The 23265-nt window shown below is 71.4% G+C and carries 19 protein-coding genes and 3 pseudogenes; 10 read left to right on the forward strand and 12 right to left on the reverse strand.

The window, feature by feature from the left end:
• Positions 1-158: 158 nt before the first annotated feature.
• The 3 genes from ABZ826_RS34330 (at position 159) to ABZ826_RS34340 (ending at position 4725) form a co-directional block, all read left to right on the forward strand.
• A complete protein-coding gene (locus ABZ826_RS34330) occupies positions 159-1649 on the forward strand; it encodes a glucoamylase family protein (protein WP_361457434.1) in 1491 nt (496 codons plus the stop codon).
• A gap of 129 nt (positions 1650-1778) precedes the next feature.
• Positions 1779-3926, forward strand: coding sequence for a TPM domain-containing protein (locus ABZ826_RS34335; protein ID WP_361457497.1), 2148 nt, complete (start codon positions 1779-1781; stop codon positions 3924-3926).
• Positions 3927-4011: 85 nt separating this feature from the next.
• On the forward strand, positions 4012-4725 hold the full coding sequence (locus tag ABZ826_RS34340) for a PspA/IM30 family protein (RefSeq protein WP_361457437.1): 714 nt from the start codon (positions 4012-4014) through the stop codon (positions 4723-4725).
• A gap of 31 nt (positions 4726-4756) precedes the next feature.
• On the opposite strand, the gene ABZ826_RS34345 is transcribed toward ABZ826_RS34340, so the two are convergent.
• The 3 genes from ABZ826_RS34345 to ABZ826_RS34355 form a co-directional block, all read right to left on the reverse strand.
• Entirely contained in the window at positions 4757-7312 is a 2556-nt protein-coding gene (locus tag ABZ826_RS34345) for a SpoIIE family protein phosphatase (protein WP_361457500.1), read from the reverse strand.
• A 193-nt stretch (positions 7313-7505) separates the two neighbouring features.
• The gene (locus tag ABZ826_RS34350; protein ID WP_361457503.1) at positions 7506-7934 is read right to left on the reverse strand and encodes an ATP-binding protein; all 429 of its coding nucleotides are present in this window, start codon (positions 7932-7934) and stop codon (positions 7506-7508) included.
• Between the two features lie 227 nt (positions 7935-8161).
• Positions 8162-8563, reverse strand: coding sequence for an NUDIX domain-containing protein (locus ABZ826_RS34355; RefSeq protein ID WP_361457440.1), 402 nt, complete (start codon positions 8561-8563; stop codon positions 8162-8164).
• Between the two features lie 162 nt (positions 8564-8725).
• On the opposite strand from ABZ826_RS34355, the gene ABZ826_RS34360 reads away from it, so the two are divergent.
• A complete protein-coding gene (locus ABZ826_RS34360) occupies positions 8726-9133 on the forward strand; it encodes a hypothetical protein (protein ID WP_361457443.1) in 408 nt (135 codons plus the stop codon).
• Between the two features lie 156 nt (positions 9134-9289).
• Here the strand turns inward: ABZ826_RS34360 and ABZ826_RS34365 are convergent, their stop codons facing one another.
• The 3 genes and pseudogenes from ABZ826_RS34365 to ABZ826_RS34375 all read right to left on the reverse strand — a co-directional run.
• On the reverse strand, positions 9290-9472 hold the full coding sequence (locus tag ABZ826_RS34365) for an SPOR domain-containing protein (protein WP_361457446.1): 183 nt from the start codon (positions 9470-9472) through the stop codon (positions 9290-9292).
• Positions 9473-9896: 424 nt separating this feature from the next.
• On the reverse strand, positions 9897-10649 hold the full coding sequence (locus ABZ826_RS34370) for a GntR family transcriptional regulator (RefSeq protein ID WP_361457506.1): 753 nt from the start codon (positions 10647-10649) through the stop codon (positions 9897-9899).
• 150 nt (positions 10650-10799) lie between these two features.
• Positions 10800-10971: pseudogene (locus ABZ826_RS34375) on the reverse strand (S8 family peptidase); the annotation flags it as partial.
• Positions 10972-11130: 159 nt separating this feature from the next.
• Between ABZ826_RS34375 and ABZ826_RS34380 the strand changes: the two are divergent.
• Positions 11131-12228: a threonine synthase gene (locus ABZ826_RS34380; RefSeq protein WP_361457449.1), complete on the forward strand. Its 1098-nt coding sequence runs from the start codon at positions 11131-11133 to the stop codon at positions 12226-12228.
• Between the two features lie 113 nt (positions 12229-12341).
• Positions 12342-14981 carry a discoidin domain-containing protein gene (locus ABZ826_RS34385; protein ID WP_361457452.1) on the forward strand — a complete coding sequence of 880 codons (2640 nt, stop codon included), beginning with the start codon at positions 12342-12344 and terminating at the stop codon, positions 14979-14981.
• On the opposite strand, the gene ABZ826_RS34390 is transcribed toward ABZ826_RS34385, so the two are convergent.
• On the reverse strand, positions 14920-15852 hold the full coding sequence (locus ABZ826_RS34390) for an EamA family transporter (RefSeq protein ID WP_361457455.1): 933 nt from the start codon (positions 15850-15852) through the stop codon (positions 14920-14922). The two genes, ABZ826_RS34385 and ABZ826_RS34390, sit on opposite strands and share 62 nt — an antisense overlap.
• A 39-nt stretch (positions 15853-15891) precedes the next feature.
• On the opposite strand from ABZ826_RS34390, the gene ABZ826_RS34395 reads away from it, so the two are divergent.
• On the forward strand, positions 15892-16491 hold the full coding sequence (locus ABZ826_RS34395; RefSeq protein WP_361457458.1) for a MarR family transcriptional regulator: 600 nt from the start codon (positions 15892-15894) through the stop codon (positions 16489-16491).
• On the opposite strand, the gene ABZ826_RS34400 is transcribed toward ABZ826_RS34395, so the two are convergent.
• Together ABZ826_RS34400 and ABZ826_RS34405 are read right to left on the reverse strand one after the other, a co-directional pair.
• Complete coding sequence (locus ABZ826_RS34400) at positions 16461-17567, reverse strand: IPT/TIG domain-containing protein (RefSeq protein WP_361457461.1); 1107 nt, start codon at positions 17565-17567, stop codon at positions 16461-16463. The genes ABZ826_RS34395 and ABZ826_RS34400 overlap by 31 nt on opposite strands.
• A 286-nt stretch (positions 17568-17853) precedes the next feature.
• Positions 17854-18600: an IPT/TIG domain-containing protein gene (locus ABZ826_RS34405; protein ID WP_361457464.1), complete on the reverse strand. Its 747-nt coding sequence runs from the start codon at positions 18598-18600 to the stop codon at positions 17854-17856.
• A 762-nt stretch (positions 18601-19362) separates the two neighbouring features.
• On the opposite strand from ABZ826_RS34405, the gene ABZ826_RS34410 reads away from it, so the two are divergent.
• From ABZ826_RS34410 to ABZ826_RS34420, 3 genes are all read left to right on the forward strand, one after another.
• Positions 19363-19533, forward strand: coding sequence for a hypothetical protein (locus ABZ826_RS34410; protein WP_361457467.1), 171 nt, complete (start codon positions 19363-19365; stop codon positions 19531-19533).
• A 173-nt stretch (positions 19534-19706) separates the two neighbouring features.
• The gene (locus ABZ826_RS34415; protein WP_361457470.1) at positions 19707-20876 is read left to right on the forward strand and encodes a hypothetical protein; all 1170 of its coding nucleotides are present in this window, start codon (positions 19707-19709) and stop codon (positions 20874-20876) included.
• A gap of 146 nt (positions 20877-21022) precedes the next feature.
• A complete protein-coding gene (locus tag ABZ826_RS34420) occupies positions 21023-21256 on the forward strand; it encodes a BTAD domain-containing putative transcriptional regulator (RefSeq protein WP_361457509.1) in 234 nt (77 codons plus the stop codon).
• 49 nt (positions 21257-21305) lie between these two features.
• Here ABZ826_RS34420 and ABZ826_RS34425 read toward each other — a convergent pair whose 3' ends face one another.
• From ABZ826_RS34425 to ABZ826_RS34435, 3 genes and pseudogenes are all read right to left on the reverse strand, one after another.
• Positions 21306-21854 carry a DUF1062 domain-containing protein gene (locus tag ABZ826_RS34425; protein WP_361457473.1) on the reverse strand — a complete coding sequence of 183 codons (549 nt, stop codon included), beginning with the start codon at positions 21852-21854 and terminating at the stop codon, positions 21306-21308.
• A gap of 212 nt (positions 21855-22066) precedes the next feature.
• Positions 22067-22225, reverse strand: a pseudogene (locus ABZ826_RS34430) (IS5/IS1182 family transposase); the annotation flags it as partial.
• A gap of 107 nt (positions 22226-22332) precedes the next feature.
• Positions 22333-22703 (reverse strand): annotated as a pseudogene (locus ABZ826_RS34435) (hypothetical protein).
• Positions 22704-23265: the final 562 nt, after the last annotated feature.

The raw sequence follows: 23265 nt of genomic DNA on the forward strand, positions 1-23265 counted from the left end.
CACCGGGCCAGGCACCACGACGTCGGCAAGACCGTCAAACGCGCCGAATCGATCAAAGAACACCAAGCCCGCCCACGTTAAACGCCAAGCTCAGTCACGACCGACGAACGAAATCCGCCCACCGCCCACAGTCGGTGGCTCTTCTTCGAGGGGTTCTGATGGACCGTCGCACGTTTCTCACCGCCGCGGGAACAGGGGCTGCCGCCCTGTCCCTCGGAGCCGTAACCGTGCCTTCCGCAGGCGCCGCGCAGTCCGTGAAGTCCGGACAGTCCGCGCACGGAGCGGACACGGCACTGCTCCGCCGCTGGTTCCGCGACACGTACCGCTCGATCGAGGCGATGACGACCGACTTCGGTCTCGCCGTCGACAAGATCGACGTCAGCGGCCCCGGCGCCCCCGTGCGGTCGCGCCAGACGTCGCCCACCAACATCGGCTGCGGCCTCTGGTCGACCGTCGCCGCCGCCGGGCTCGGCGTGATCGACGACGCCACGATGCGGCGCCGGCTGGAGCACACCGTCCGGGCCGTCGAGAAGCTGGAGCGCCACCACGGCTTCTGGCTCAACTGGTACGACGCGCACGACGGTTCGGTTCTGACCGAGTGGCCCGGCACCGGCGACCCGGTGCGTCCGTTCCTCTCCTCCGTCGACAACGCCTGGCTGGTCACCGGACTGCGCATCGCTGCCGACGCCTCGCCCGCCCTGCGTCCCCGGATCGCCCGCGTCCTGGCCACCGCCGACTGGTCCTACTACTACACGCCGTACGACCCGGCCGCCCCGGTCGCCGGCCCCGGCCAGCTGCGCGGCGGGTTCTGGACCGATACCGGGGAGCCCACCGGCCACCACTACGGCGCGCTCAACACCGAGCCTCGCATGGCCAGTTACCTGGGCATCGCGGACGGCTCCCTGCCCGCCGACCACTACTGGCACCTGCTGCGCACGATGCTCCCCGAGCACGAGCAGGAGCAGCACCCGCAGGGCAGTTACGTCGCCATGGACGGCGTACGCGTCTGGCAGGGGCACTACACCCACCGCGGCCGGAAGATCGTGCCCAGCTGGGGCGGTTCGATGTTCGAGGCCCTGATGGTGCCGCTGTTCGTGCCGGAGCCGGAGTGGTCGCCGCGTTCCTGGGGCCTGACGCACCAGCGCTACGTCCGCAGCCAGATCGAGCACGGCATGGAGGAGGCGCGGTACGGGTACTGGGGCTTCTCCCCGGCCGACATCCCCGAGGGCGGGTACCAGGAATACGGGGTCGACGCGATCGGCATGCAGGTCGACGGCTACGCCTCCAACACCGACCGCACGTACACCACGGACGGCGCGCCACTGCCGCCCCCCTCGGCGTTCACCAACGGTGTGGTCACCCCGCACGCCTCCTTCCTCGCCCTGCCCTACGCGCCGGACGAGGCGATCGCCAACCTGCGGGCACTCGACCGCGACTTCGGCGCCTACCACGACGGATACGGGTTCCGGGACTCCGTCAACGTCGGCACCGGCCGGGTCAGCGACTACATGCTCGCCCTCGACCAGGGCATGATCGCGGCGGCGCTGGCCCAGGCGATCCGACCCGGCCTGCTGCAGAAGCCGTTCCGGACCGGCGGGTTCCAGTCGAGGGTGCGCCCGCTGCTCGCCAAGGAGCGCTTCTCGATCTGACCGTCGGCGGCGCACCGGCCGCGGCGGCGTGCGCGGAGGGGACCGGCCCCGGCCCTTCCGGTACGCCGCCCGGTCGCCGGGTCGCGGGTGACTGAGAGTGGACATAGCCTCACAAAGGTGACGCCGCTCGTGAGCCGTACCCGGATATCCCCGCCGGGCCGGGCCCTTCTCGCCGTGCTGCTGGCGGTGTGCTGGCCGGCCCTCACCACCGCGTCGACCGCGCGCGCCGACGATCCCGTCACCCTGTCCCGCAACGGGCAGATCACCGACCGGGTGGGGGCGCTCGGGGACCGCAGGGACCAGGTCACGGCAGCACTCGACCGGCTGCACGACAGCCGTCGCATCCAGCTCTTCGTGGTCTACGTACGCGACTTCTCCGGCCGCTCCGCGCAGGGCTGGGCCGACCGGAAGGCCGACCAGAAGGGCCTCGGCCGCGACGACGTCCTGCTCGCCGTCGCCACCCACGACCGGCAGTACGCCTACACCGTGGACCAGGGCTCACGCCTCAGCGACACCCAGCTCCACGACGTGGCGCGCACGACCGTCGGGCCCGCGCTCAGGAAGCACGACTGGGCCGGCGCGGCGATCGGCGCCGCCAACGGATACACCGCCGTGCTGGCCGGCAAGGCCGTGCCCACCCCGACGATCACGCCCGGTGCCCCCGATCCCGGAACCGGGAGTTCCAGCGGGGCGAGCGCCGTGGACCTGATCCTGCCGGTGGTCGTCGTCGGCGGCGCGGCGGTGGTCGCCGGTTACGCGTACACCCGGCGCAGGCGGCGCGTCGCGACCCGCACCACGCCGGGTGCGACCGGCTGGGGCCCGGGGTCCGCCGGGCCGGGCGGCCCGCCGCGGCCGCCGACCCCGTTGCCGGAGCTGGACGGCCGGGCGAAGCGGACGCTGGTGGACACCGACGACGCGGTCCGCACCAGCGAGGAGGAACTGGGCTACGCCACCGCACAGTTCGGGGAGGAGGCCGCGGCCCCCTTCACCGAGGCCGTCGACTATGCCAAGGGCGAGCTGACAACCGCGTTCCGGTTGCGCCAGCAGCTGGACGACGCCTTTCCCGAGGACGACGCGACGCGACGCCGGATGCTGGACGAGATCATCGGCCGCTGCGCCGCCGCCGACGCCCGCCTCGACGCCGTGTCCGAGGACTTCGACCGGCTGCGTGCCCTGGAACGCAACGCTCCGCAGGCGCTGGCCACGGCCGAGACCGCCTTCCGCGCGCTCACCGGCCGTGTGACCGCCGCCGAGGCCGCCCTGACCGCGATGCGCGGCCGGTACGCGAGGTCGGCCTCCGCGCCCGTGGCCGACGCCGTCGAACAGGCCAAGGACCGGCTGGTCTTCGCCACTGCCGGGCTCAATCGGGCCCGGCAGTCGGTGGACGGCGGGAACAACGCCGCGGCAGCGGTGTACGTGCGGGCCGCCGAAAGCGCCGTCGACCAGGCGACCACCCTCGTCGACGCGGTGGACCGGCTGGGCCGGGAACTCGCGGAGGCGGCGGACCGGCTGCCCGCCGCCCTCATCGAGACGGAGACCGATCTGGCCGATGCGGGCGGCCTGCTCGAAGGCACCCGGAAGGGGGTGTCGACGGCGGATCTGCGGGGCCGGATCGCCCGCGCGCGGTCGGTGCTCGACGATGTGAAGGGGGAATTGCGGGCCGGTCCGTACGACCCCATCGGCGCACTGCGCAGGGTGGAGGAGGCGGACACGGCGCTCGACAGGGCGCTGGCCGGCGCCCGCGAACGGGAACAGGGCGACACCCGGGCCCGCTCCCTGCTCGACCGGTCGACGCTCACCGCGCGTTCGACGGTCGACGCCGCCGCCGACTACATCACCACGAACCGCGGAGCCGTGGGCAGCCAGGCCCGGACCCGGCTCACGGAGGCCCGACGACGGCTCGACCGCTCCCGCGAACTGGCCGAGGCCGACGGCGATCCCCAGGGCGCGCTGGTGGAGGCGCAGCAGGCGGATTCCCTGGCCGGGCAGGCCCGGAGCCTGGCCGAACAGGATGTGCGCGGGTACGCGGGCCGAGGCGGTCCGGGTGGTGTGCCGGGAGCGGGCGGCGGGGTCGGCGGCGCGGTGCTCGGCGGAATCATCCTCGGCGGGCTCCTGGGCGGCGACGGCCGGGGCGGCGGATACGGAGGTGGTTTCGGCGCAGGGTCCCGGGGCGGCGGATTCCAGGGCGGCGGGTTCCAAGGCGACGGGGGCGGCGGGCCGGGCAGTTTCGGCGGCGGGGGCACCCGCGGCCGACGGGGCGGCGGCGGCCGCTTCTGAGCCCGGCGCGGACCCCGGCGAACGAGCGCGGACCCCGGCTCGGGGCTTCACGTGTACGCATTCACCCACAGGCAGGAGAGATGCCATGCCCAAGCAGACCGTACTCGGCCGCGTCACCCAGCCGGCGAAGGCCAATGTCAACGCCCTGCTGGATCAGGCGGAGGATCCGCAGAAGATGCTGGACCAGCTGATCCGCGACTACACGGCCAACATCGCGGAGGCCGAGCAGGCGGTCGCCGCGACCCTCGGCGATCTGCGGCTGATGGAACAGGATCACCGGGAGGACGTCGACGCGGCCGAGGAGTGGGGCGGCAAGGCGCTCGCGGCCAGCCGCAAGGCCGACGAGCTGCGGGCGGCCGGGGCCGGCGCGGAGGCGGACACGTTCGACAACCTGGCCAAGGTCGCGCTCGGGCGGCAGCTCCGGTCGGAGAAGGAGGCGAAGACCGCGGAGCCGGTGATCGCCTCGCAGAGCGAGGTCGTGGACAAGCTCAAGTCCGGCCTGGATCAGATGAGGACCCGGCTGACGGAGCTGAAGTCCAAGCGCGACGAGCTCGTCGCACGCGCCACGTCCGCCCAGGCGCGGAACCGGAGGATGGACTCCGTCAAGAACATCGACGTGCTCGACCCGACCAGTGAGCTCAGCCGCTTCGAGGACAAGGTGCGGCGCGAGGAGGCGAAGGCCCTGGGCAAGCAGGAGCACGCCGCCTCATCGCTGGACGCCCAGTTCGAGCAGCTGGACGCCCTGGGCGACAACGCCGAGGTGGAGGCCCGGCTCGCCGCGCTGAAGACGGTCTCATGAGCGGTCCGCCGCCCACCTCCTGAACCCTTCCTCAGAACATGCTCAGCAGCTGCTCGACCGTGGGCTCGGCGGCCGGCTGCCCGTCGGGCAGCGCCAGCTCGAACCAGACGGTCTTGCCGCGCGGTGTCCGCCTCGACCCCCAGCCCACGCTCAGCAGGCCGACCAATTGCAGCCCGCGCCCGCCCTCGTCGGTGTCGCGGGCCCGCCGCCGCCGCGGCTGGACGAGCCCCCCGTCCCAGACCTCGCACACGAGCGTACGGTCGCGCAGCAGCCTGAGCCGGATCTCGCCCTCTCCGTACCGCAGGGCGTTGGTGACCAGCTCGCTGACCAGCAGTTCGGTGGTGTCCACCAGCTCGCCGAGGTCCCAGGCGAGCAGTTGGCCACGGGCCAGTTCGCGGGCGCGGCCGACGGAGCGGGGTTCGCGGGGCAGCCGCCAGTCGCCGACCGCGTCGGCCGCGAGCCCCTGGATGCGGGCCATGAGCAGGGCGATGTCGTCCTCGCCGTGCCGGGTGTCGAGGGTGGTCAGTACACGGTCGCAGACGTCTTCGAGCGGCCGTTCCGGCTCGACGAGCGCCCGGCGCAGGGCGGCCAGCCCTTCATCGAGCGGATGGTCACGGGACTCGACGAGGCCGTCCGTGTAGAGGGCGAGCAGGGACCCCTCCTGCAGTTCGACCTCGACCTCCTCGAAGGGTTCGCCCCCCACACCGAGCGGCATCCCGGGTGGGACGTCGAGCAGCAGGGCGGGCTCGCCCGGCTCGACCACGACAGGGGGCAGATGGCCGGCGTTGGCGAAGGTGCACCGCCGGGTGACCGGGTCGTAGACCGCGTACACACAAGTCGCCAGGTACACCTCGGAGAGGTCCACCTCGCGGGACTTGTGGGCGGCCCGCGAGGGCCACTGGGTGCCGCCGGAACCGCCGGAGGAGGAGGTGCCGCCGGGGGTACCGAGCCCTCGGGCGACCTCGTCGAGCGCGGAGAGCACCTCGGCGGGTTCCAGGTCCAGCAGAGCCAGGGTCCTTACGGCGGTGCGCAGTTCGCCCATGGCCACGGCGGCCCGCAGTCCGCGCCCCATGACGTCGCCGACGACGAGGGCGGTGCGGTGGCCGGGGAGCTCGATCACGTCGAACCAGTCGCCGCCCACCTCGGTCGCGGTGTTGCCGGGGAGGTAGCGGCAGGCGATGTCGAGGCCTGCGGCCACGGGGTCGCCGGGGGGCAGGAGGCTGCGCTGGAGGATCAGCGCACGCTCGTGTTCGCGCCGGTAGAGGCGGGCGTTGTCGATGCAGACCGCGGCGCGGGCGGCCAGCTCCGTGGCCAGCGCCCGGTCCCGCTCGCCGAAGGGTTCGCTGCCCTTGGTGCGGGAGAACCGGACGAGACCGACCACCGTGTCGTGGGCGACCATCGGCACGGCGAGCGTGGACTGGACGAAGCCCCGGTCGTCGCCGGGCACGTCCTCGACATGCCCGGTGCGCAGGGCGATGGCGCAGGGCGAGTTGTACGAGAAGCGGTGTACGGCGCCGAGCTCGGGCGGCTCGCCGCCCATGTCGGGTGCGCCGGTGTCCGCGGTGACGGGCAGGCCGTCCGACACCGCGCTGGCGAGAGCGACGCGGCGCAGTTCGGCGGAGCCCCCGACGGACTCCTGACGGCGCGAGTCCCAGCTGCCGGGCGGCGCGTCGTCGCCGGTGAGCAGTCCCTGGTAGAGGTCGACCGAGGCGAGGTCGCAGAAGCCGGGCACGGCGACATCGAGGAGTTCGCGGGCGGTGGTCTCCAGGTCGAGGGAGTTGCCGATGCGGGCACTGGCCTCGTTGAGCAGGGCGAGATTGCGGCGGGCGCTGGCGGCCTCGCGGGCGGCGATGTGCCGTCGGGTCACATCGGTGGCCAGTCCGGCGATGCCGATGGGGCGGCCCGATCCGCTGTGCACCCGGTAGAGGTTCATGGACCAGTGGCGGCTGACCGGGTCGCCGGGCGCGGTGCCGACGAGCTGGAGGTCGGTGACGGACGCGCCGGTCTCCAGCACGCGCTCCAGGGTGGCGGTGAGCCGGTCCGCCTCGGGACGGGCGAGGTAGTCGTCGACCGTACGGCCGCGGTGGTCGGCGGCCTGACCGCCGAAGACGGTGGCGAAGCGCTGGTTGGCGCGCACCACGGTGAGGTCGGTGCCGAACAGCACGAAACCAAAGGGGGATTGACCGAATATGGCCTGTGACGCGGCGAGGTCCGTCTCGATGCGGCGCAGCGCGCGGACGTCCACGACGATACAGATCGCCGCCCGTTCCCCGGCCTTTGTCGCGCTCGGCATCACATAGATCTCGGCGAGCCCGTGCACGGCGTCCTCACCCGGCATCCGGAACGGGACGAGGCCCGTCCACTCCCTGCCGTCGAGGATCTCGCCGACCCGGCGGCGGCCGTCCACGCGCAGTTCGGCCGGCATGAACGCCTCGACCGGATCCAGGCCCACCGCTTCGTCCGCGGCAATGCCGAAGAGGCCGGCGGCCCGCCGGCTCCACTGCTCGATCAGGCCGTCGGGGCCGATCGAGAAGGAGGCGACCCTGATGTAGTCATAGATCGAGCCAGGCGGGCTGCTCTGCCACACGATGTCGCCCGCTGTCCCCGGTATTTCGCTCACGCGACCGTCCCCTCCAGCTCACACACCGGACCGGTCCTGCCCGCAGTATTCAGCACTACGGCCCCTACCGACACGGCGTTCACGATCACAGCACGGTCTCAGTCCCTTTCAGCCAGGTTCTGCCCGACCTCTGGTGATCGCTGTGCGTCCCACCCCACTCCTAACCAGGCAGGGCCAGCTCGAACCACACCGTCTTGCCGGTCTTTCCCCGTCTGGTCCCCCAGCGGCGTGCGGAACAGGCCACCAGCTGCAGCCCCCTGCCGCCCTCGTCGTCCGGTCCCGGCATACGTTCGGTGGGCGGATCCGGAAGCGGATCGGAAACTTCCACGAGCAGTCCGGGGCGGGTGGCGGGGGCGTCGCCGTTGGGATGGGGGCGCCGCAGCCGTACCCCGATGGGACCCGATGTGTATTGCATGGAATTGGTGACCAACTCACTGACCAGCAGGACTGTCACATCCCCCAGAGAGGTGTCGAGCCCCCAGCCGCGCAGCGCCTCATGGACGGCGTGCCGCGCGGAGCGCACTGCGCCCGGCTCAGCCGGAAAGGTCCACTCGGCGCAGTCGCCTTCAGTGTCGATCACGCCGATCACTTCCCAAAACCAGCAACGGGGGGCGTCCTGTTTACGGGGGTTAATCAGCACATACCCGATATTTGGTGCGAACTATCGCGGGGGCCGACACGTGGGGCGTACGGGTGTACGTCCGCGCGCACGAACAGACGCCCGCAGGGAGAGGGGCGCACGAGGCGGCCGACACGCGCCGCCGGAATCCATGTCAGCAGCACCGAGTCGGCGGGGGCACCGGCGCCCGGACCGGCTCAGTCCAGCTCCCCCGACGCCTTCAGGTCATCGAAGAGCAGTTGATCGACCGGTGGAACCAGGGGGCGGTCCGCGTACGAGAACCAGGCCATCTCCTCGATCTCGCTGCTCACCGCCAACGTCCCCTCGTAGTCGGCGGTGTAGCAGCTCATACGGACCACGGCGCCGCCCGGCAGATCGGGCACGTCGGCCTCGTACGTACCCACATGCACCGCGGTGCGCGGTTCGAGGAGCACCGTCAGCTCCTCCTTGATCTCGCGGACCAGGGTCTCCAGATCGGTCTCCGCGCCCTCCCGCTTGCCCCCGGGGATGTAGAAGACACCCTTCCCCCGGGGCCGCGCGCACAGAATCCTGCCGCCCTCCATACGCACCCACGCCACCGTGTCGATCAGGACCGACATCACTCCGCCTTCACCATCCGAAACCCACGTCAGGCAGGACCCTAGCGCTGTGACCGGAAAGGTTCACCGCCCACCGGACTTCGCTCAGCCCTCCAGGCCGCCGATCGCCTCGGCCCGGCCGGGATCATCAGCAGGGGCTCTCGGGCTCTCGGACTCTCGGCCATGCTGACGCTGCTCGCCGTCGGACCATGGGTCACGCGCATCTTCGGCAGCGAGGGCGAGGTGGCCTCGGCGGGCGCGCTCCATCTGCGCTGCGTAGGGCCGTACTTGGTGCTGCTCGCCTGCTTCATCGCGTGGGGGGGTGTTCGAGGGCAGCGGCGGCAGTGGCGCCCTCGCGCGGATCGCCACGTGCGGCGTGGCCTCCAACTCGCCCTTGCGTACGCCCTGTCGGGGTCGGGGCTGCCCGGCGTCCGCCTGGCCATGGCGCTGTCCATGGCGCTCCGGTGCACCGTCGTCGCCAGGATGTACCGGCGCACGGACCGCCCGACGGCCACACACTGCGACAGCGGTGGACCGAAGGACTCCGCCACGGAACCCGGCGACACCGCACCCACCGACCGGTTTGCCTGACGAACGCCCGGCAGCCCCCGACCACCGACCGGCTCGGGCGGCGCGCCGCGGCGCACAGCCGGCCGGCGACCCGGTCACGGACGGCTCCGGCCACTCCCCTCACGGGCGCTCGCGAGCCGGAACACCAGCCCCTGCCCCACTCCCAGCGCGCACGCTCTACGGCCGGGCCCGCGCCCCTGCGCGCTCCACCCAATAGAGCTGCTTGTGACCATGGGTGTCGAGCTTGTCGGCGACCTTCTGGGCCTCGCCCTGTGTGGCATACCTGCCGACGCGGTAGCGATTGCCGTTGTCGTCCTGCCGTATCACCAGCCATGGGAGATCGGCACCGTTGTCGGTCATCGCGCCCCTCCCAAGCATTGCGCCCCTCCCTCGAACGGCGTGTACGTTTCTAAGGATCCCCAGGAAACCGCAGTACGCATATGCCGGACCCTACGCCTGACCTTCACTCAACGGATACGTAATTACACAAAGAGATACCGATCCGGCCATGAAAAGAGTGAGGGGGCGCATCCAGCTGGATGCGCCCCCCAGGGGCAGCCCTTCGCCGACCTCCACCACGCGGCTACGAAGCAATGAACGGCTGTCAGCGGTCGGCCGATGAGCCGGTCAGCCAGTCCGCCCGTCGTTCGCCGTGCGGGCACGAACGGCGGGCAGGATCAGGACATGACAAGCCCTCGCGGTCGACGATCGACTGCCGCTCAAGGCACCCGACGAGGCGTCGATCCATCGCGCACGAAGCCGGACGGCGCCCCTCGCACGCCGGTCACCTGACCGGAAGGTGGTAGGCGATCCGGAAGCGATCGGCGGGCACCACCACGTCCGCCGTCTCGACCGGGCGGCCGGACGCGTAATACGTACGCTCGATCACCATCACCACATGGCCCGGAACACCGCCGAGCGCCAGGAGCTCCTCCGCCAGCCCCGGACGCGCGCCGACCTGCTCGGCCACGTTGTCCACGACGACGTCGATCGCGGCCATCCGCTCGACCACCCCGCATCCGCCCAACGGGCCCTCCTCCGGCAGCATCACCGGCGTACGCCCCGTCACGGCGAGGGGTTCCCAGGAGGTGGAGAGCATCATCGGCTCCCCGGCCTCCCGGAAGGTGTATCGCGTACGCATCACCCGGTCGCCCGGTTCGATGCCCAGGCGCTCGGCGATCTCGTCGCTCGCGCCCTCCTGCTCACTGCGGGACTCCCACGTCCCGCGCACCCCTTCCGCCGCCTGCTCCTGACGGAACGGGCTGGCCCCGGCCCCCGGCCGGTAGCCGGAACGGGCGATCCGGCGCGGGACCGGGCGCTCGCGCACATACGTACCGGAGCCGGAGCGCCCCTCGACCAGCCCCTCGGCCATCAGCACCTTGCGCGCCTCCAGCGCGACGGTGTCCGAGACCCCGTACTCCTCGCGGATACGGGCCTGCGAAGGCAGGCGCGTATGCGGCGGCAGCGAACCATTGACGATCTTTTCTCTCAGATCGCTCGCAACGCGCAGATAGGCGGGCTGCTCACCGAAAGTCACAGGCCACTCCCAACAGATTGACAGTCTGCAACAGCCTGACGACCGTCGGTTGTGGACCGCAAGCGCGGGCCAAAGTTTCACCCGAAGTGATGATTCGTCAGGGCCGCGCGCATGCCCCACCGACGGCGCCCGAGCGGCGGCGACGCCCTCGGCACGCGGCGCGTCGCCGGTGACACCGGTGACGGTGGTCGGCGATTCGACGGTGGGAGTTGTCACCGATGGTGTAACTCACCGTGTTCTCGTACCTCTTGCCGGGCGGCGTGGCGGTGTCGCCGCCGACGTTCGGCAGCCGGTTCGGGGAGCCCGTACCCGGGTTTGTCACCGACCACCATGGCATGACCCTCACGTGCGCCGGATTCCGCGCTGCCCACGGCCCGTCCGACAGCGAAAGATCGACCGATCCTCGGGAATCCCACAGGGTGCGTCGAGGTGTGCAATACCTTCGCCACTCGACCGCCACACGCCTGACATGCTGGCGGACATGGCCATGTATCTCTGCCCACAGGACGGCACCCGCGCCGAAACGACCGCTCTCACCTGGTGTTGCCCGGTCTGCCGCGGCCCCTGGGACCTCGATTTCGAGGTCACCGATCCGCTCTCGCTCAACTCTCTCGCGGGACGCGTCAATTCACTGTGGCGTTACGAAGAGGCGCTGCCCCTCGCCGCACCCACGACCACCCTCGGTGAGGGCCGCACCCCGCTCGTCCCGCTCACCGGCACGGTGTCGGCCAAGCTCGACTTCCTGATGCCGACGCTCTCCTTCAAGGACCGCGGCGCCGTGATGCTCGTCGAACTGGCCCGCCGTCTCTCGCCCGAGCGCGTCGTCGCGGACAGCAGCGGCAACGCGGGCACGGCCGTCGCCGCGTACTGCGCCCGCGCCTCGCTCCCCTGCACGGTGTACGTACCCGAGGGGACGTCGCCGAAGAAGACCGAGCAGATCCGGGCCCACGGAGCGCGGCTGGAGATCGTCCCCGGCGACCGCGAGGCCACCGCGCTGGCGGCACGTGCCGCCGCCGACACGCCGGGCACGTTCTACGCCTCGCACGTCTTCAACCCGTACTTCCTGCACGGCACGAAGACCTATGTGTACGAGCTGTGGGAGGACCTCGGCGGCCGGCTCCCGGACGCCCTGGCCGTACCGGTGGGCAACGGCACCCTGCTGCTCGGCGCGGCCCTGGCCACGGCCGAACTCCAGGCCCGGGGTCTGATCGAGGAGCGCCCGGCGCTGATCGCCGTGCAGGCCGAGGCGGTGTCACCGCTGGCCGCCGCCTTCCGCGCGGGCTCGGACGATGTGCTCGACGCCCCGGCCGGCGCGGCCGCTCCCACCCTCGCCGAGGGCATCGCCATCCCCCGCCCGCCGCGCGCTCGGGCCGTCCTGGCCGCGGTACGGGAATCGGGCGGCACCTTCCTCACGGTGACCGAGGATCAGATCCGGTCCGCGCAGCTGGATCTGGCCGCCCGCGGGTTCTACGTGGAAACGACGGGCGTCGCCTGCTGGGCCGCGGTCGGCGGCTGGACGGACCGGAGCGTCGTCGTACCGCTGTGCGGCGCGGGTCTCAAGACGGGCCTCGCCGACTGAGAGCCTGTGGGGCGGCCTCTGACGCGGGCCGCCCGCCCACCCCGGCCGGCCGTTCACCCGCGCGCCGCGCGCCGTGTCCCGCCGCCCGGCGCGCGCTTACCTACCTTCGTACGGTGAGCCTCTCGCGCGTCTGTCTCCTCACGTCCCTGACGTCCCTGGTCGCGGGCGCCCTGATCGCACCGCTGCCGCCCCTCTCGTACGCGGCCCCCTCCCTCCCGCCCACGTCCACCACCTGCGGCCGGGACACCGACCCCGCCTGGGCCCCGACCTCCACCCGGTTCGGCGGAGCCGACGGTTACGACCCCTATGTCGGCAACGGATATCTGGGACACCGCGTGCCCGCCGCCGGCGCCGGATACGCCGCGTCGGGCGAGAAGACCGGCTGGCCGCTGTTCACTCCGCGCTACGACGGCGCCTTCGTCGCCGGCCTGTTCGGACGCGAGAAGGACCTGGCGGCCGGCCGCGAGGTGATCGCCGCGCTGCCCAGCTGGACGACGCTCGACCTGCGCGTGGGCAGCGAGACGTACGGCTCCGGCACTCCGCCGGCCCGGATCTCGCGCTACCGCCAGACGGTGTTCCTGCGCTGCGGCCTGGTGCGCACCTCACTGCGCTGGACCACGGCAGACGGGCGCGCGACCGACCTCACGTACGAGGTGCTCGCCGACCGCTCCGACGTGCACACCGGCGCGGTACGGCTGCGCATGACACCGCACTGGAGCGGTACGGCGACCGTCACCGGCCGCCTGGACCCGCGGGGCGCACGCCGGATCACACTCAAGGACGACGGAACATTCCGGACCCGGGGCACCCGGACGGCCGGCGCGATCGTCCAGACGCTGCGCACCGACGGACCGGGTCCGGCACGCGGCAGGGCACCGGCGCCCGGCACACCCCGTCCGCACAGCGAGCTCCGGGTGCGCGCCGGGCGCACGTACTCCGTCGAGAAGTACATCGGAGTCGACACCTCGCTCACTTCGTCGGCCTCGTCCGCCGCCGCCCGTGCGGCGTCCGTGCGCGCGGCCCGGCGCGGCTGGTCCGGCGTCCTCGCGGCGAACGCCGCCGCCTGGCGGCGGGCCTGGGCGGCCGACATCTCCGTACCGGACAGTCCCGAGCTGCAGAAGTGGCTGCGGTCGGCGCAGTACGGACTGCTCGCCTCCACCCGGACCGGGTCTCGCGACAGCGTCGCCCCGGCCGGTCTGACCAGCGACAACTACGCGGGCCTGGTGTTCTGGGACGCCGAGATCTGGATGTATCCGGGGCTGCTCACCACCCGCCCCGAGCTGGCCCGTCCGGTCGTCGAGTACCGGTACCGCACGCGCGGGGCCGCCCGTGCCAACGCCCAGAAGCTGGGGTTCCGGGGGCTGTTCTACCCGTGGACGAGCGCGAGCAGGGGCGACCTCTGGTCCGAGTGCCAGAGCTGGAACCCGCCGCACTGCGTCACCCAGAACCATCTCCAGGGCGATGTCTCGCTCGCCGTCTGGCAGTACTACCTGGCGACCGGGGACCGCGACTGGCTGGCCGGCCACGGGTGGCCACTGCTCTCGGGCATCGCCGACTTCTGGGTCTCCCGGGCCACCGCCGACGACGACGGCAGCTACTCGGTCAAGGAGGTCGCGGGCCCGGACGAGTACAGCAACGGTGTCACCGACGAGGTCTTCACCAACGCGGTCGCGGCCACCGCCCTGCGCAACGCCACGCGCGCGGCGCGGCTGCTCAGCCATCCCGCGCCGGCCGGGTGGACCCGGGTCGCGGACGGTCTGCGCATCCCCTACGACCCCAAGCGAAAGCTCTTCCTTCAGTACGCGGGCTACAACGGCTCGACGATCAAACAGGCCGACACCGTGCTGCTGATCTACCCGCTGGAGTGGCCGATGGAGCCCGGCGCCGCGGCGGCCACGCTCGACTACTACGCCGAGCGCACCGATCCGGACGGCCCGGCGATGACGGACTCGGTCCACGCGATCGACGCCGCCGCGATCGGGGAGGCCGGCTGTGTGACGTACACCTATCTCCAGCGCTCCGTACGCCCGTTCATGCGCGGCCCGTACGCCCTCTTCAGCGAGGCCCGGGGTACGAAGTCCGGCGCGCAGGACCCGTTGTCGGGCTATCCCGCGGAGGATTTCCTCACCGGGAAGGGCGGATTCCTCCAGGTCTTCACGCACGGTCTGACGGGCCTGCGCCTGCGGGAGGACGGGGTGCGCCTCGATCCCCTGCTGCCGCCGCAGCTGGGCAAGGGCGTGACGCTGACGGGCCTGCGGTACCGGGGCCGTACGTACGACGTCGCGATCGGCCCGCTGACGACGACGGTCCGGCTCACCTCCGGCGCTCCGTTCACCGTCCACACCCCCACCGGCCCCCGTCTCCTCACCGGCACGCTGACGCTGCGCACCCGCCGCCCGGACCTCGCCGCGACGACGGACGCGGCCCGTTGCCGCCCGGCGACGGCGACCTCCGAGACGCCCGGCCTGTACGCGGCCGCCGCGGTGGACGGCAGCGCGGCCACGGCGTGGTCCCCGGACGGTGCGACGGGCGCGCTGACGGTGGACCTGGGGCGCACGGCCCCGGTGACCTCGATCGAGCCGGAGTGGACGGACGCCCGCTCGTCCGCGTACCGCCTGGAGACATCGGTGGACGGCGCGGACTGGCGGCCCTACCGGTCGGGGGCGACGGCTCGTCGGGTGCGGCTGACGGTCACGTCGGAGGACGCGGAGAAGCCGGTGGGAGTACGGGAGTTGAGGGTCGCGCAGCCGTGAGGGGCGGCGCGCCGCGCCGCCGTTTCCCGGCCATCGGCCGTCCGAGAAGAATTCCGGCCAGGACCAGGGCCGACCCGCAGAGTTGCCTGGGCGTGAGCGCCTCGCCGGCGAGGGCGGTACCGAGCAGTACGCCGGTCACCGGGTTGAGCAGTCCGACCAGTCCGACCGTGGCGGCGGGAAGGTGGCGCAGACCCGCGAACCAGGCGGCGAAGGCGAGCGCGGTCGCCACCACGGTGACGTAGCCGAACCCGAGGACGGCCGGTCCGTCGAGTGCGGGCGGCGCGCCCTCGACGAGGGCCGCGAGGGGCAGCAGCAGAAGCCCTCCCGCGATCAGCTGCCAGGCGGTCGAGGCGAGTACGTCGACCTCGGTGCCCCACCGCTTGGCCAGGACGTAGCCGAGGGACGACATGAGCATCGCGGCGACCGAGGCGAGCACTCCACGCACGTCGGCCGACGCCGTCCCGCCGAGCAGCATCAGGCCCACCCCGCCGAGCCCGACGACCGCACCGGCCAGCGGCAGCAGGCGCGGGCGCTCGGCGAGCAGCGCCCAGGCGATCAGCATCATCACCATCGGCGAGGTCGCCATGACCGTCGACGCGGTACTGGTCGGCAACAACTGTGCGGCCACGTAGACGAGGGCGAAGAACCCGCCCATGTTGAGGGCGCCGAGGACGAGGGATTTCCACCACCAGGGGCCGCGCGGCCGTTCCCGGCGTACCGCCAGGAGCAGCAGCCCGGCCGGCAGGGCCCTGATCGCGGCTCCGTACAAGGGGTGACCGGCGGGCAGATACGCGTGGGTGACGAAGTAGTTCGCCCCCCAGGCAACGGGTGCGATCGCCGTGATCAGGACCCACCGCAAAGTAGCTTCCATGGAAGTTATTATGCCTTCCAAGGAAGCTACAGTGAACCCATGCACCCCGACACCGCCGCCGCGCCCCCGCCGCCCGACCACATCGCCCGCATCCAGGCGGACTGGGCCAGGGAACGACCGGATGTCGACGTGAGTCCGCAGGGGGTGATCGGCCGGCTCCACCGCCTGGCCGGAATGCTCACCGAACAGCTCTGCGTGGTCTACCGGCGGTTCGGGCTGAGCGAGGGCGAGTTCGACGTGCTGGCCGCCCTGCGCCGCGCGGGCGAGCCGTTCGAACGGGCCCCGGGCGAACTGGCGGTGCACACCATGGTCACGACAGGGGCGATGACCAAGCGGATCGACCGTCTGGAACGCGACGGCCTCGTCACCCGACGCCGCTCGGCCGGTGACGGCCGGGGCCGGGTGGTGGCGCTCACCCCCGCGGGCCGGGAACTGATCGACCGGGCCTTCACCGAGCACATGCGCAACGAGCGTCGCCTCCTGGACGCCCTGCCCCCTGAGTCGGCGGCGCAGCTGGAAGCACTCCTGACCACATGGCTGGGCCACGTGGAACCGCCGCACCGCGCGCGAGTCGCGACGGATCGGGCGAGTCCCACGTGCCGGGCCGCTCAGATGCCGGGCGGGTCAAGTCGGGTGTAAGGAAGGCCGATACTGGTGCCGCCAGGGGTGACGACCCGGACAGTGACCGCCCCCGCCACGCCGGGCGGTGTCGTGGTGGTCAGCTGGGTGTCGGAGACCACGGTGAAGCCGGCGGGCACGGCCCCGAACAGTACCGCGGTGGTGTACGTCAGTCCGACGCCGGTGAGAGTCACCGTGGTTCCGCCTGCCGACGGCCCCTGGCCGGGCACCAGACCGGAGATGACCGGGACACCGAGATAGGCATAGGTCACGCCGTTGCTCGTGCCACCGGGCGTGGTGACGGTGACCGGGACCGTGCCGGCAGCACCGGGCGGCGCCACCGCCCTGATCTCCGTGGCCGAGACGATGGTGTAGGTGCTCGCCGCCGTCGCGCCGAAGCGAACCGCCGTGGCCTGGAGAAGGTTCGCACCGGTCAGCGTCACGGAGTTGCCACCGGCCACCTGCCCGGACCCGGGGCTGATCGCGTTGAGAACCGGTGCGCCGAGGTAGTAGTAGAAGACGGCTTGGGTGCTGGTACCACCGGGAGTGGTGACCGTGACGGCAACCGGACCCGGGCCGCCGGTGGGGACGGACGTGGTCAACTGGGTCGGTGAGACGACGGTGAACGAACTCGCCGCGTTCGCGCCGAAGTGCACAGCGGTCGCTCCGGTGAAGCCGGTCCCGGACAGGGTGACGGTGTTGCCACCCGCGAGTGGCCCCTGGGCCGGAGCCACACCGCTCAGCACCGGAGCGGCGACATACGTATAGGGGACCCCGGCACTGGTGCCGCCCGGAGTGGTGATCGTGACGTTGACGGCGCCGGCGGGCGCTGCGGGGGCGACCGCGGTGACCTGCGTAGCGGAGACGGCGATGAACGCGGCGGCCACACCACCGAAACTGACCGAGGTGGCGCCGGTGAAGCCGGTTCCGGTCAACGTGACCGTGTTCCCGCCCTCGACCGACCCCTGGTTGGGGACGACGGAACTGATCGCGGGCGCCGCGAACACGTAGGTGAAGCCGGAGCCACTGCCGGTTCCGTCGGGTGTGGCCACCGTGGTCTGCACGGTGCCCGCACCGGCCGGGGCGGCCGCGGCCACCGACGGTTGCGTAACGCGGGGGATTGAGCTGTCGGAGCTCTCCACAGCCGTTCTCCTGTCGGGGTGAGGTGATGGGGGCGTTGTGGACGGGTCGCCACTTGGGAACATGACGGCCGGCGCGCCGCCCGGACCTCCTGACCGGGCGGCGGTGAGCGAGTGATGTCGAGCGGTTCGCCCGCCCGGCCGGGCGCGGAACGTCCCGGACCGGGCGGACATCACGCGTCTGGAAGCGGCACCGACGCCGGGTTCGTTCCGCGCCGGCAGTCGGTGCCGCAACCGTGGCGGATCAGATGCCGGGACCCGCCACATACGTGAAGGCGCCGACGTCCGTGGCCGTGCCCGCGGGGTTCGAGAGTCCGACGTCGACCGCACCGAGGGTGCCCGGCGGGGTGACGGCGGACACCGTCGTCGCGTTGATGACCGAGAACGGTGCCGGCACCGAGGCGAACGTGACCTGGCTCGTCGAAGTCAGGTTGGTGCCCGTGATGGTCACCGCGGTCCCGCCGGACGTCGGTCCGGACGTCGGAGTGACAGCGGTGATGGTCGGGACGTCGATGTAGGTGTACGACAGACCGTTGTTGGTGCCTCCGGCGGTCGTCACACTGACCCCGACCGACCCGGCCGCCGTACCCGCGGGCACGACGACGCTGATCTGGCTGTCCGACAGCACGGTCGGCGTCGCGGTGTTGGCGCCGAAGGTCACCCCCGTGGCGGTGGACAGGCCGGTGCCGCTGATGACGACAGTGTTCCCGCCCGTGGTGGGGCCCGAGCTCACGCTCAGGCCGGACTTGAACGGGGCGCCGACGTAGAAGAACGAGAGCGGGTTGCTGGTTCCGCCCGGTGTGGTCACCGTCACGCCGACCTCGCCGGAGCCGGCCGGCGAGACAGCGGTGACCTGGGTGGGCGAGACGTTGGTGACTGCGGTGGCCGGGTTGGTACCGAAGAGCACAGCGGTGGTACCCGAGAGGTTGGTGCCCGTGATGGTGACGGTGGTACCGCCACCGGTGGAGCCCTGGTTCGGACTGATTGGCATGATCGTCCTCCGTGTGTGAACTGAACTCCCTAATAAGGGAGTTGGCTCAGAGCCTGGTCCGGGTCAGACCCCAGGGGCATGACCTGGATCTCCGGGCCACCGCCGGGCCCGGCCGTCCTCATTCACCTCCTCCTCGGTCTGTCCCGCGGGGTGCCGGGAGCACCCGGGAAGGTGTCCGGAAGCTGACTGCTCGGGGAAGACACCGTCAGCGGATGTCGCGGCGCGGGGCGCCCGGAGCCGAAATGAAACCTGTCGCGGGCCCGCCGGGCACCGGACGCCGTGGCCGGCCCGCAGCGGGCGCCGCTCCGTACGAGCCGGAACCGCCCCCGCGGTGAAGAACCGATAGCGATCGCACTGCCCTCGCCATGTGGCCGAGGCGTTCACATGACCGGTGCCGGCTCACTCGCGGCGGCGATGGCCGCACGCGGGTCGCAGGGTCCGCGGCCACGCCCGTGGCCTCGACGACGAGGTACTCGGTTGTGCGCGGAGGTCGCGCACCGCTCCCGTGCAGAGGCCGGAGGCTGTCCATCAGTCCCTGCCGCTACCTGGCAGGGGCGACTGGTCGGATCCAAGTCCTCTACAGGGGCGCCCATCGCGGCCGTCCGGAGCAAACGATGCCGGGGTCCGTCACGCATGGACGGGTCGGCGAACAGAACGGTTCCGCGCTCCCCCGGAGAGGGATGGGCGGCCCACCGGTTCGGTTACCCAAGTGACCCATACAAACGAAATATGACTCAAGCATCTTGACGGCCAATCACCTGAATGGACGAGCGCGCGGAGGGCATACCGGCCGGTGCGCCGGGGGAAGACGAATCCGCCACCCGCCCCACCGCACGCCCCCACCTCACGCCGCCCAGGACCCGCCTGGCGCATCAGCCGCCCATGCCGCCGCCCGAGCCGACTCCGCGGGCCGTCACCGCCGCCCGCGAGTGAGGGACCACCGCGCCGTTCAGGTGTGAGTCGTGCACGCCGACGTCGCTCCACGGTTCACGACACCCGATCCCGCGCCGGGAACGCACGCGTTCGGTCGGAAACCGCTGGAGGCAGCGGCACCCTGTCCGGGCCGACCGCGCCGGATTGTCAGTGGCGGCTGCTTCCATGGCGCCATGAGCACTGCGCACGAGACCGCCGCCCTCCTCCCTGACCCCGGCCAACTCCGCGCCCATCTGCGCGCACTGGCCGCCCTGGACGCTACGATCGGCGACGATCCGCGGTTCTGCCGCCACACCTTCGACACCGCCTGGGGCCCCGGCGAGGAGGCGGCCCTGATGGACAACGGCGCGGGGGACGACTTCTCCGTCCTCTTCACCCCAGCCGGCGTGCTCATACGCGGCTTCGACCACGAGTCGGAGATGAGTCCGTACGCGACGGACGACGAGCAGGTCTGGCCCGGTGTCATCGACGAAGTGCCCGCCACGCTGCGCCCGCTCCTGGACGAACCCGCCTTCTACGACGACGACATCGACGCCCCTCTGGTCACCGCCTGCCTGTGGCGGGAGACCGGCGACACCGTCTGGCGCACCGGCTCGGGCATCACCTTCCCCGCCGGCAGCGAGGATCCGGACGGCTCAGGATTCCTCTTCGGTCTTCTCACCGACCGCTCCCCCGAGGCCGTCCAGGCCCACTTCGAGGACTACTACGAGCGCCGCATCCCCCTCGAAGCCATCCGCCACGTCCTCGCCGGACACCCCCTCACCCCTGCGGTCGCCGGGGCCCTCAACCCGGCCGTCCTCTCGGACGACGCACTGCTCCGCAGGATCGCCGCGCACCCCGAGGTCGCCTCCTACCTGGCCTGCGACGGCGAGTTCGACCTTGCCCGCACCGACCCGATCGAGTCGATCGCCCTGCCCAACGGCCTCCCGGTGGAGCCCGTCGCCGGCTGCAACGCGGGTGGCACCCACTATCTCTGCGGCCCGGCCTTCCCCGACGGCCCCCGCCCCGTCCTCTACACCGACTCCGAGGGCCAAGCCTCCCTCGTCGCCGAGTCTCTCGCCGAGGCCCTGACCCTGGTCATCGTCCTGCCGTCCTGGCACGACGCCCTGGCCGGCTTCCGTCCTCCCGCCCTCAACTCCGACTATCTCGACGACCATCCGGACCACCCCACCGTCCGCGATCGCCTCCTCGCCGCACTTCGGCTCCCGCCGGCCACCGACCGGGAAGTCCTGGACCGCCTGCTCGCCACCGCCGCCCGCACCGTCCCCGGCGGATTCCTCCCGCACGTTCCCGATGAGGAGGACTCCTCCTTCCAGCCGATGCTCGAAATGTCCGCCGAGTAGGGCCGACCCGACCCGACATCATGAGATCCCGTTCGGAACACATCAGGGCCCGGCCCGGCGCCAGGCGCTGCCACTGACCGCCCGACAGCTGGACGCCGGAGCTGGTCGGTGTCGTCGGGGAAGAACATCCGGAGCACGAGATACTCCTGGCCTTCCGCGCGGCCACGCTCTACGAGTGCGGCCGTCGCGCGGATGCGTTGCGGGTGCCGTCCTCGGCGCGAGCACGAATGGCCGCGCGGCTGGGGCTGGATCTGAGCCGCGAACTGCAGGATCTGCGGGAGGCGATCCTGCGGGACAAACCCGTGGACCGCCGCATCTTCCGCCGCGGCGCCCTGGGCGCCGTGAGGCACCACCCCATCCCCACCAACCCGGCACGGTAGGGCCTGTCCGGCGGATCGCGCCGGACAGGCACCTGGTCCCGAGGAGGGCTCAGCGCTTGAGCATGAAGGTGAAGTCGCCGGAGAGCTTGCCGCTCAGCCGGACTGCCGAAATGACTTTCCCCTCCGTGATCAGTCTCTCGACCTCGGCCCGCGAAAGACCGCAACCTTCGGCGATCAGTCGCACCGGCCGGACAGGGATCCGCGCCGCTAAGCGGACCGAGACGTCGATCACCTCGCGGTCCAGGTGATCCGATCCGCCGGTGTCGAGGCGCCAGGCGTTGTCCCAGTCGAGGGCGATGCGATTGCGGCGCCGCACGACCGGATCCTGGAGCAGCTCAGCTGTCAGGCCAGGGTCGTTGTCATGCAGCCGGTCCAGCAGCTCAGGCCGTACGGAGCGCACATGCACCCGCTCCAGGACCGTGAGCTTCGCAGTTTCCCCGCAAGCGGTACAGAGCACGAGGAGCCAGGCGTCGATGAGCTTGTGGTGTGCGTTGACGCGAAATTTACCGCTCGCCCGGAAGCGCTCGGACGCGCACGCGTGGCAACGGCGGAGAACGAGCGGTAGGCAGGTGGGCACGACCACCCAGTTTTCGAGCACAGAAGTACACCGGTTTCAGTGAGAAGTCCGCAGCAAAAAGGAGCGCGGCGCACATGCGCGACGCGCGACAAATCAGCGCTCGGGAGGTCTCACAGGGTGTACAACGACAACGTCCTTGACTAGACGACTTGGTTCGGCAGCACGGTAATGGCGCACAGCGGCGCTGTTCCACCGGTTTTCGAGCGTCTCACCGCCAGGTTCCGTCCGGCGGATCACGGACGAAACCAGAGCCGGTTCGCGGCGACGGCGACGGTGTCGTGGAAGACGTAGGCCCGCTTGTCGTACCTCGTGGCCACGGCCCGGAGGCTCTTGAGCCCGTTGATCGTCCGCTCGACCTCGTTCCTACGCTTGTGGATCGTCTTGCCGAAGCCGGCGGTCGCGCCCATGAACACGCCGCCGGAGCGCGCAACCTGGGTGGCGGCATCCTCGCACCCGCCCCGCAGCGGCGGTTGCTCTCCAGAGGCCCCATCGAAGAGCGTCAAGGAGCGAACGGCTCCGCGAACAGCACAACCCCATCGTTCTCAACCTCGAACCCGAGTATGGGACGACTGCCGTCGCCGCCCTCGGCGTTCATCAGCACCGGCTTCCCCAACCGCCGTCGTCCGCAAGCCAGACCCGCAGCTCTGGGCATTCGGCGTCAGCCAGCCGGGACAGCACTGCCTGCGCCCGGGCAACCGGGAGCACCGACTCCCCTTCGGAGTATTGGTGCTTCCATCCACGCGCATCAACAAGGTCGAGAACGGCCTGCCAGTCCCCTACCGGGGCTCCGGGGACAAGCACGTCCGGCAACGCCCCCATCAGATCCAGGTCGAAGAGGCCTCGGACGTCATCCCACAGCAGGTCAGCCACTCCCCCAACCTGCCCGGCGGACCTTCCGCATGGATACCGGATTCGCCACACCCGGCCCCCGGCGTGCCCCTCGTTCCGTCCCGCCTTGCGAGCACTCCGGAAACCCCAGTTCAGAGGACGTGCAGCACCACCCTGGGAGTCAGCACCAAGTCAGCACAGGACCAGGGAAATCTCTGAATCCGCAGGAGAAAACAGGACAGGGCCAGACCCGAAGATCTGGCCCCTGACCTGGGGTTTCTTACCCTGACCAGCCACTTCGGCCGATCAAGGAATCAGGCACTACACGTTGAAGCGGAATATTTGACGCCCGATCCTGACCTGCGGCGGAGCCCCGCACAGGACCCTGGCCTGGAATTTCCTCGTTGGCAGGCGTTGACACCCGACGGCCGTTTACGGGTGTCCCGCGGACTGGCTGCGGACTGGCTGGGTACGCCGAGGCAGAGAAATCCATGGCACACCGGCGGGACCTGCAACGAGACTGCGCGGGTGAGCGATTCCTACCCCCTGTCCCTGCTGTGGGCGTCACGTCCTGGACGAGACGCCCGGCGCGTACGCCATCTAC

This window comes from Streptomyces sp. NPDC047515 (genome assembly GCF_040643055.1).
Taxonomy (GTDB): Bacteria; Actinomycetota; Actinomycetes; order Streptomycetales; family Streptomycetaceae; genus Streptomyces.

Bases quoted from the DNA above. Each gene is read 5' to 3' on its own strand.
- ABZ826_RS34330 (WP_361457434.1), top strand. From the start codon at position 159: ATGGACCGTCGCACGTTTCTCACCGCCGCGGGAACAGGGGCTGCCGCC.
- ABZ826_RS34340 (WP_361457437.1), top strand. From the start codon at position 4,012: ATGCCCAAGCAGACCGTACTCGGCCGCGTCACCCAGCCGGCGAAGGCC.
- ABZ826_RS34355 (WP_361457440.1), bottom strand. From the start codon at position 8,563: ATGTCGGTCCTGATCGACACGGTGGCGTGGGTGCGTATGGAGGGCGGC.
- ABZ826_RS34360 (WP_361457443.1), top strand. From the start codon at position 8,726: ATGCTGACGCTGCTCGCCGTCGGACCATGGGTCACGCGCATCTTCGGC.
- ABZ826_RS34365 (WP_361457446.1), bottom strand. From the start codon at position 9,472: ATGACCGACAACGGTGCCGATCTCCCATGGCTGGTGATACGGCAGGAC.
- ABZ826_RS34380 (WP_361457449.1), top strand. From the start codon at position 11,131: ATGGCCATGTATCTCTGCCCACAGGACGGCACCCGCGCCGAAACGACC.
- ABZ826_RS34390 (WP_361457455.1), bottom strand. From the start codon at position 15,852: ATGGAAGCTACTTTGCGGTGGGTCCTGATCACGGCGATCGCACCCGTT.
- ABZ826_RS34395 (WP_361457458.1), top strand. From the start codon at position 15,892: ATGCACCCCGACACCGCCGCCGCGCCCCCGCCGCCCGACCACATCGCC.
- ABZ826_RS34405 (WP_361457464.1), bottom strand. From the start codon at position 18,600: ATGCCAATCAGTCCGAACCAGGGCTCCACCGGTGGCGGTACCACCGTC.
- ABZ826_RS34410 (WP_361457467.1), top strand. From the start codon at position 19,363: ATGGACGAGCGCGCGGAGGGCATACCGGCCGGTGCGCCGGGGGAAGAC.
- ABZ826_RS34415 (WP_361457470.1), top strand. From the start codon at position 19,707: ATGAGCACTGCGCACGAGACCGCCGCCCTCCTCCCTGACCCCGGCCAA.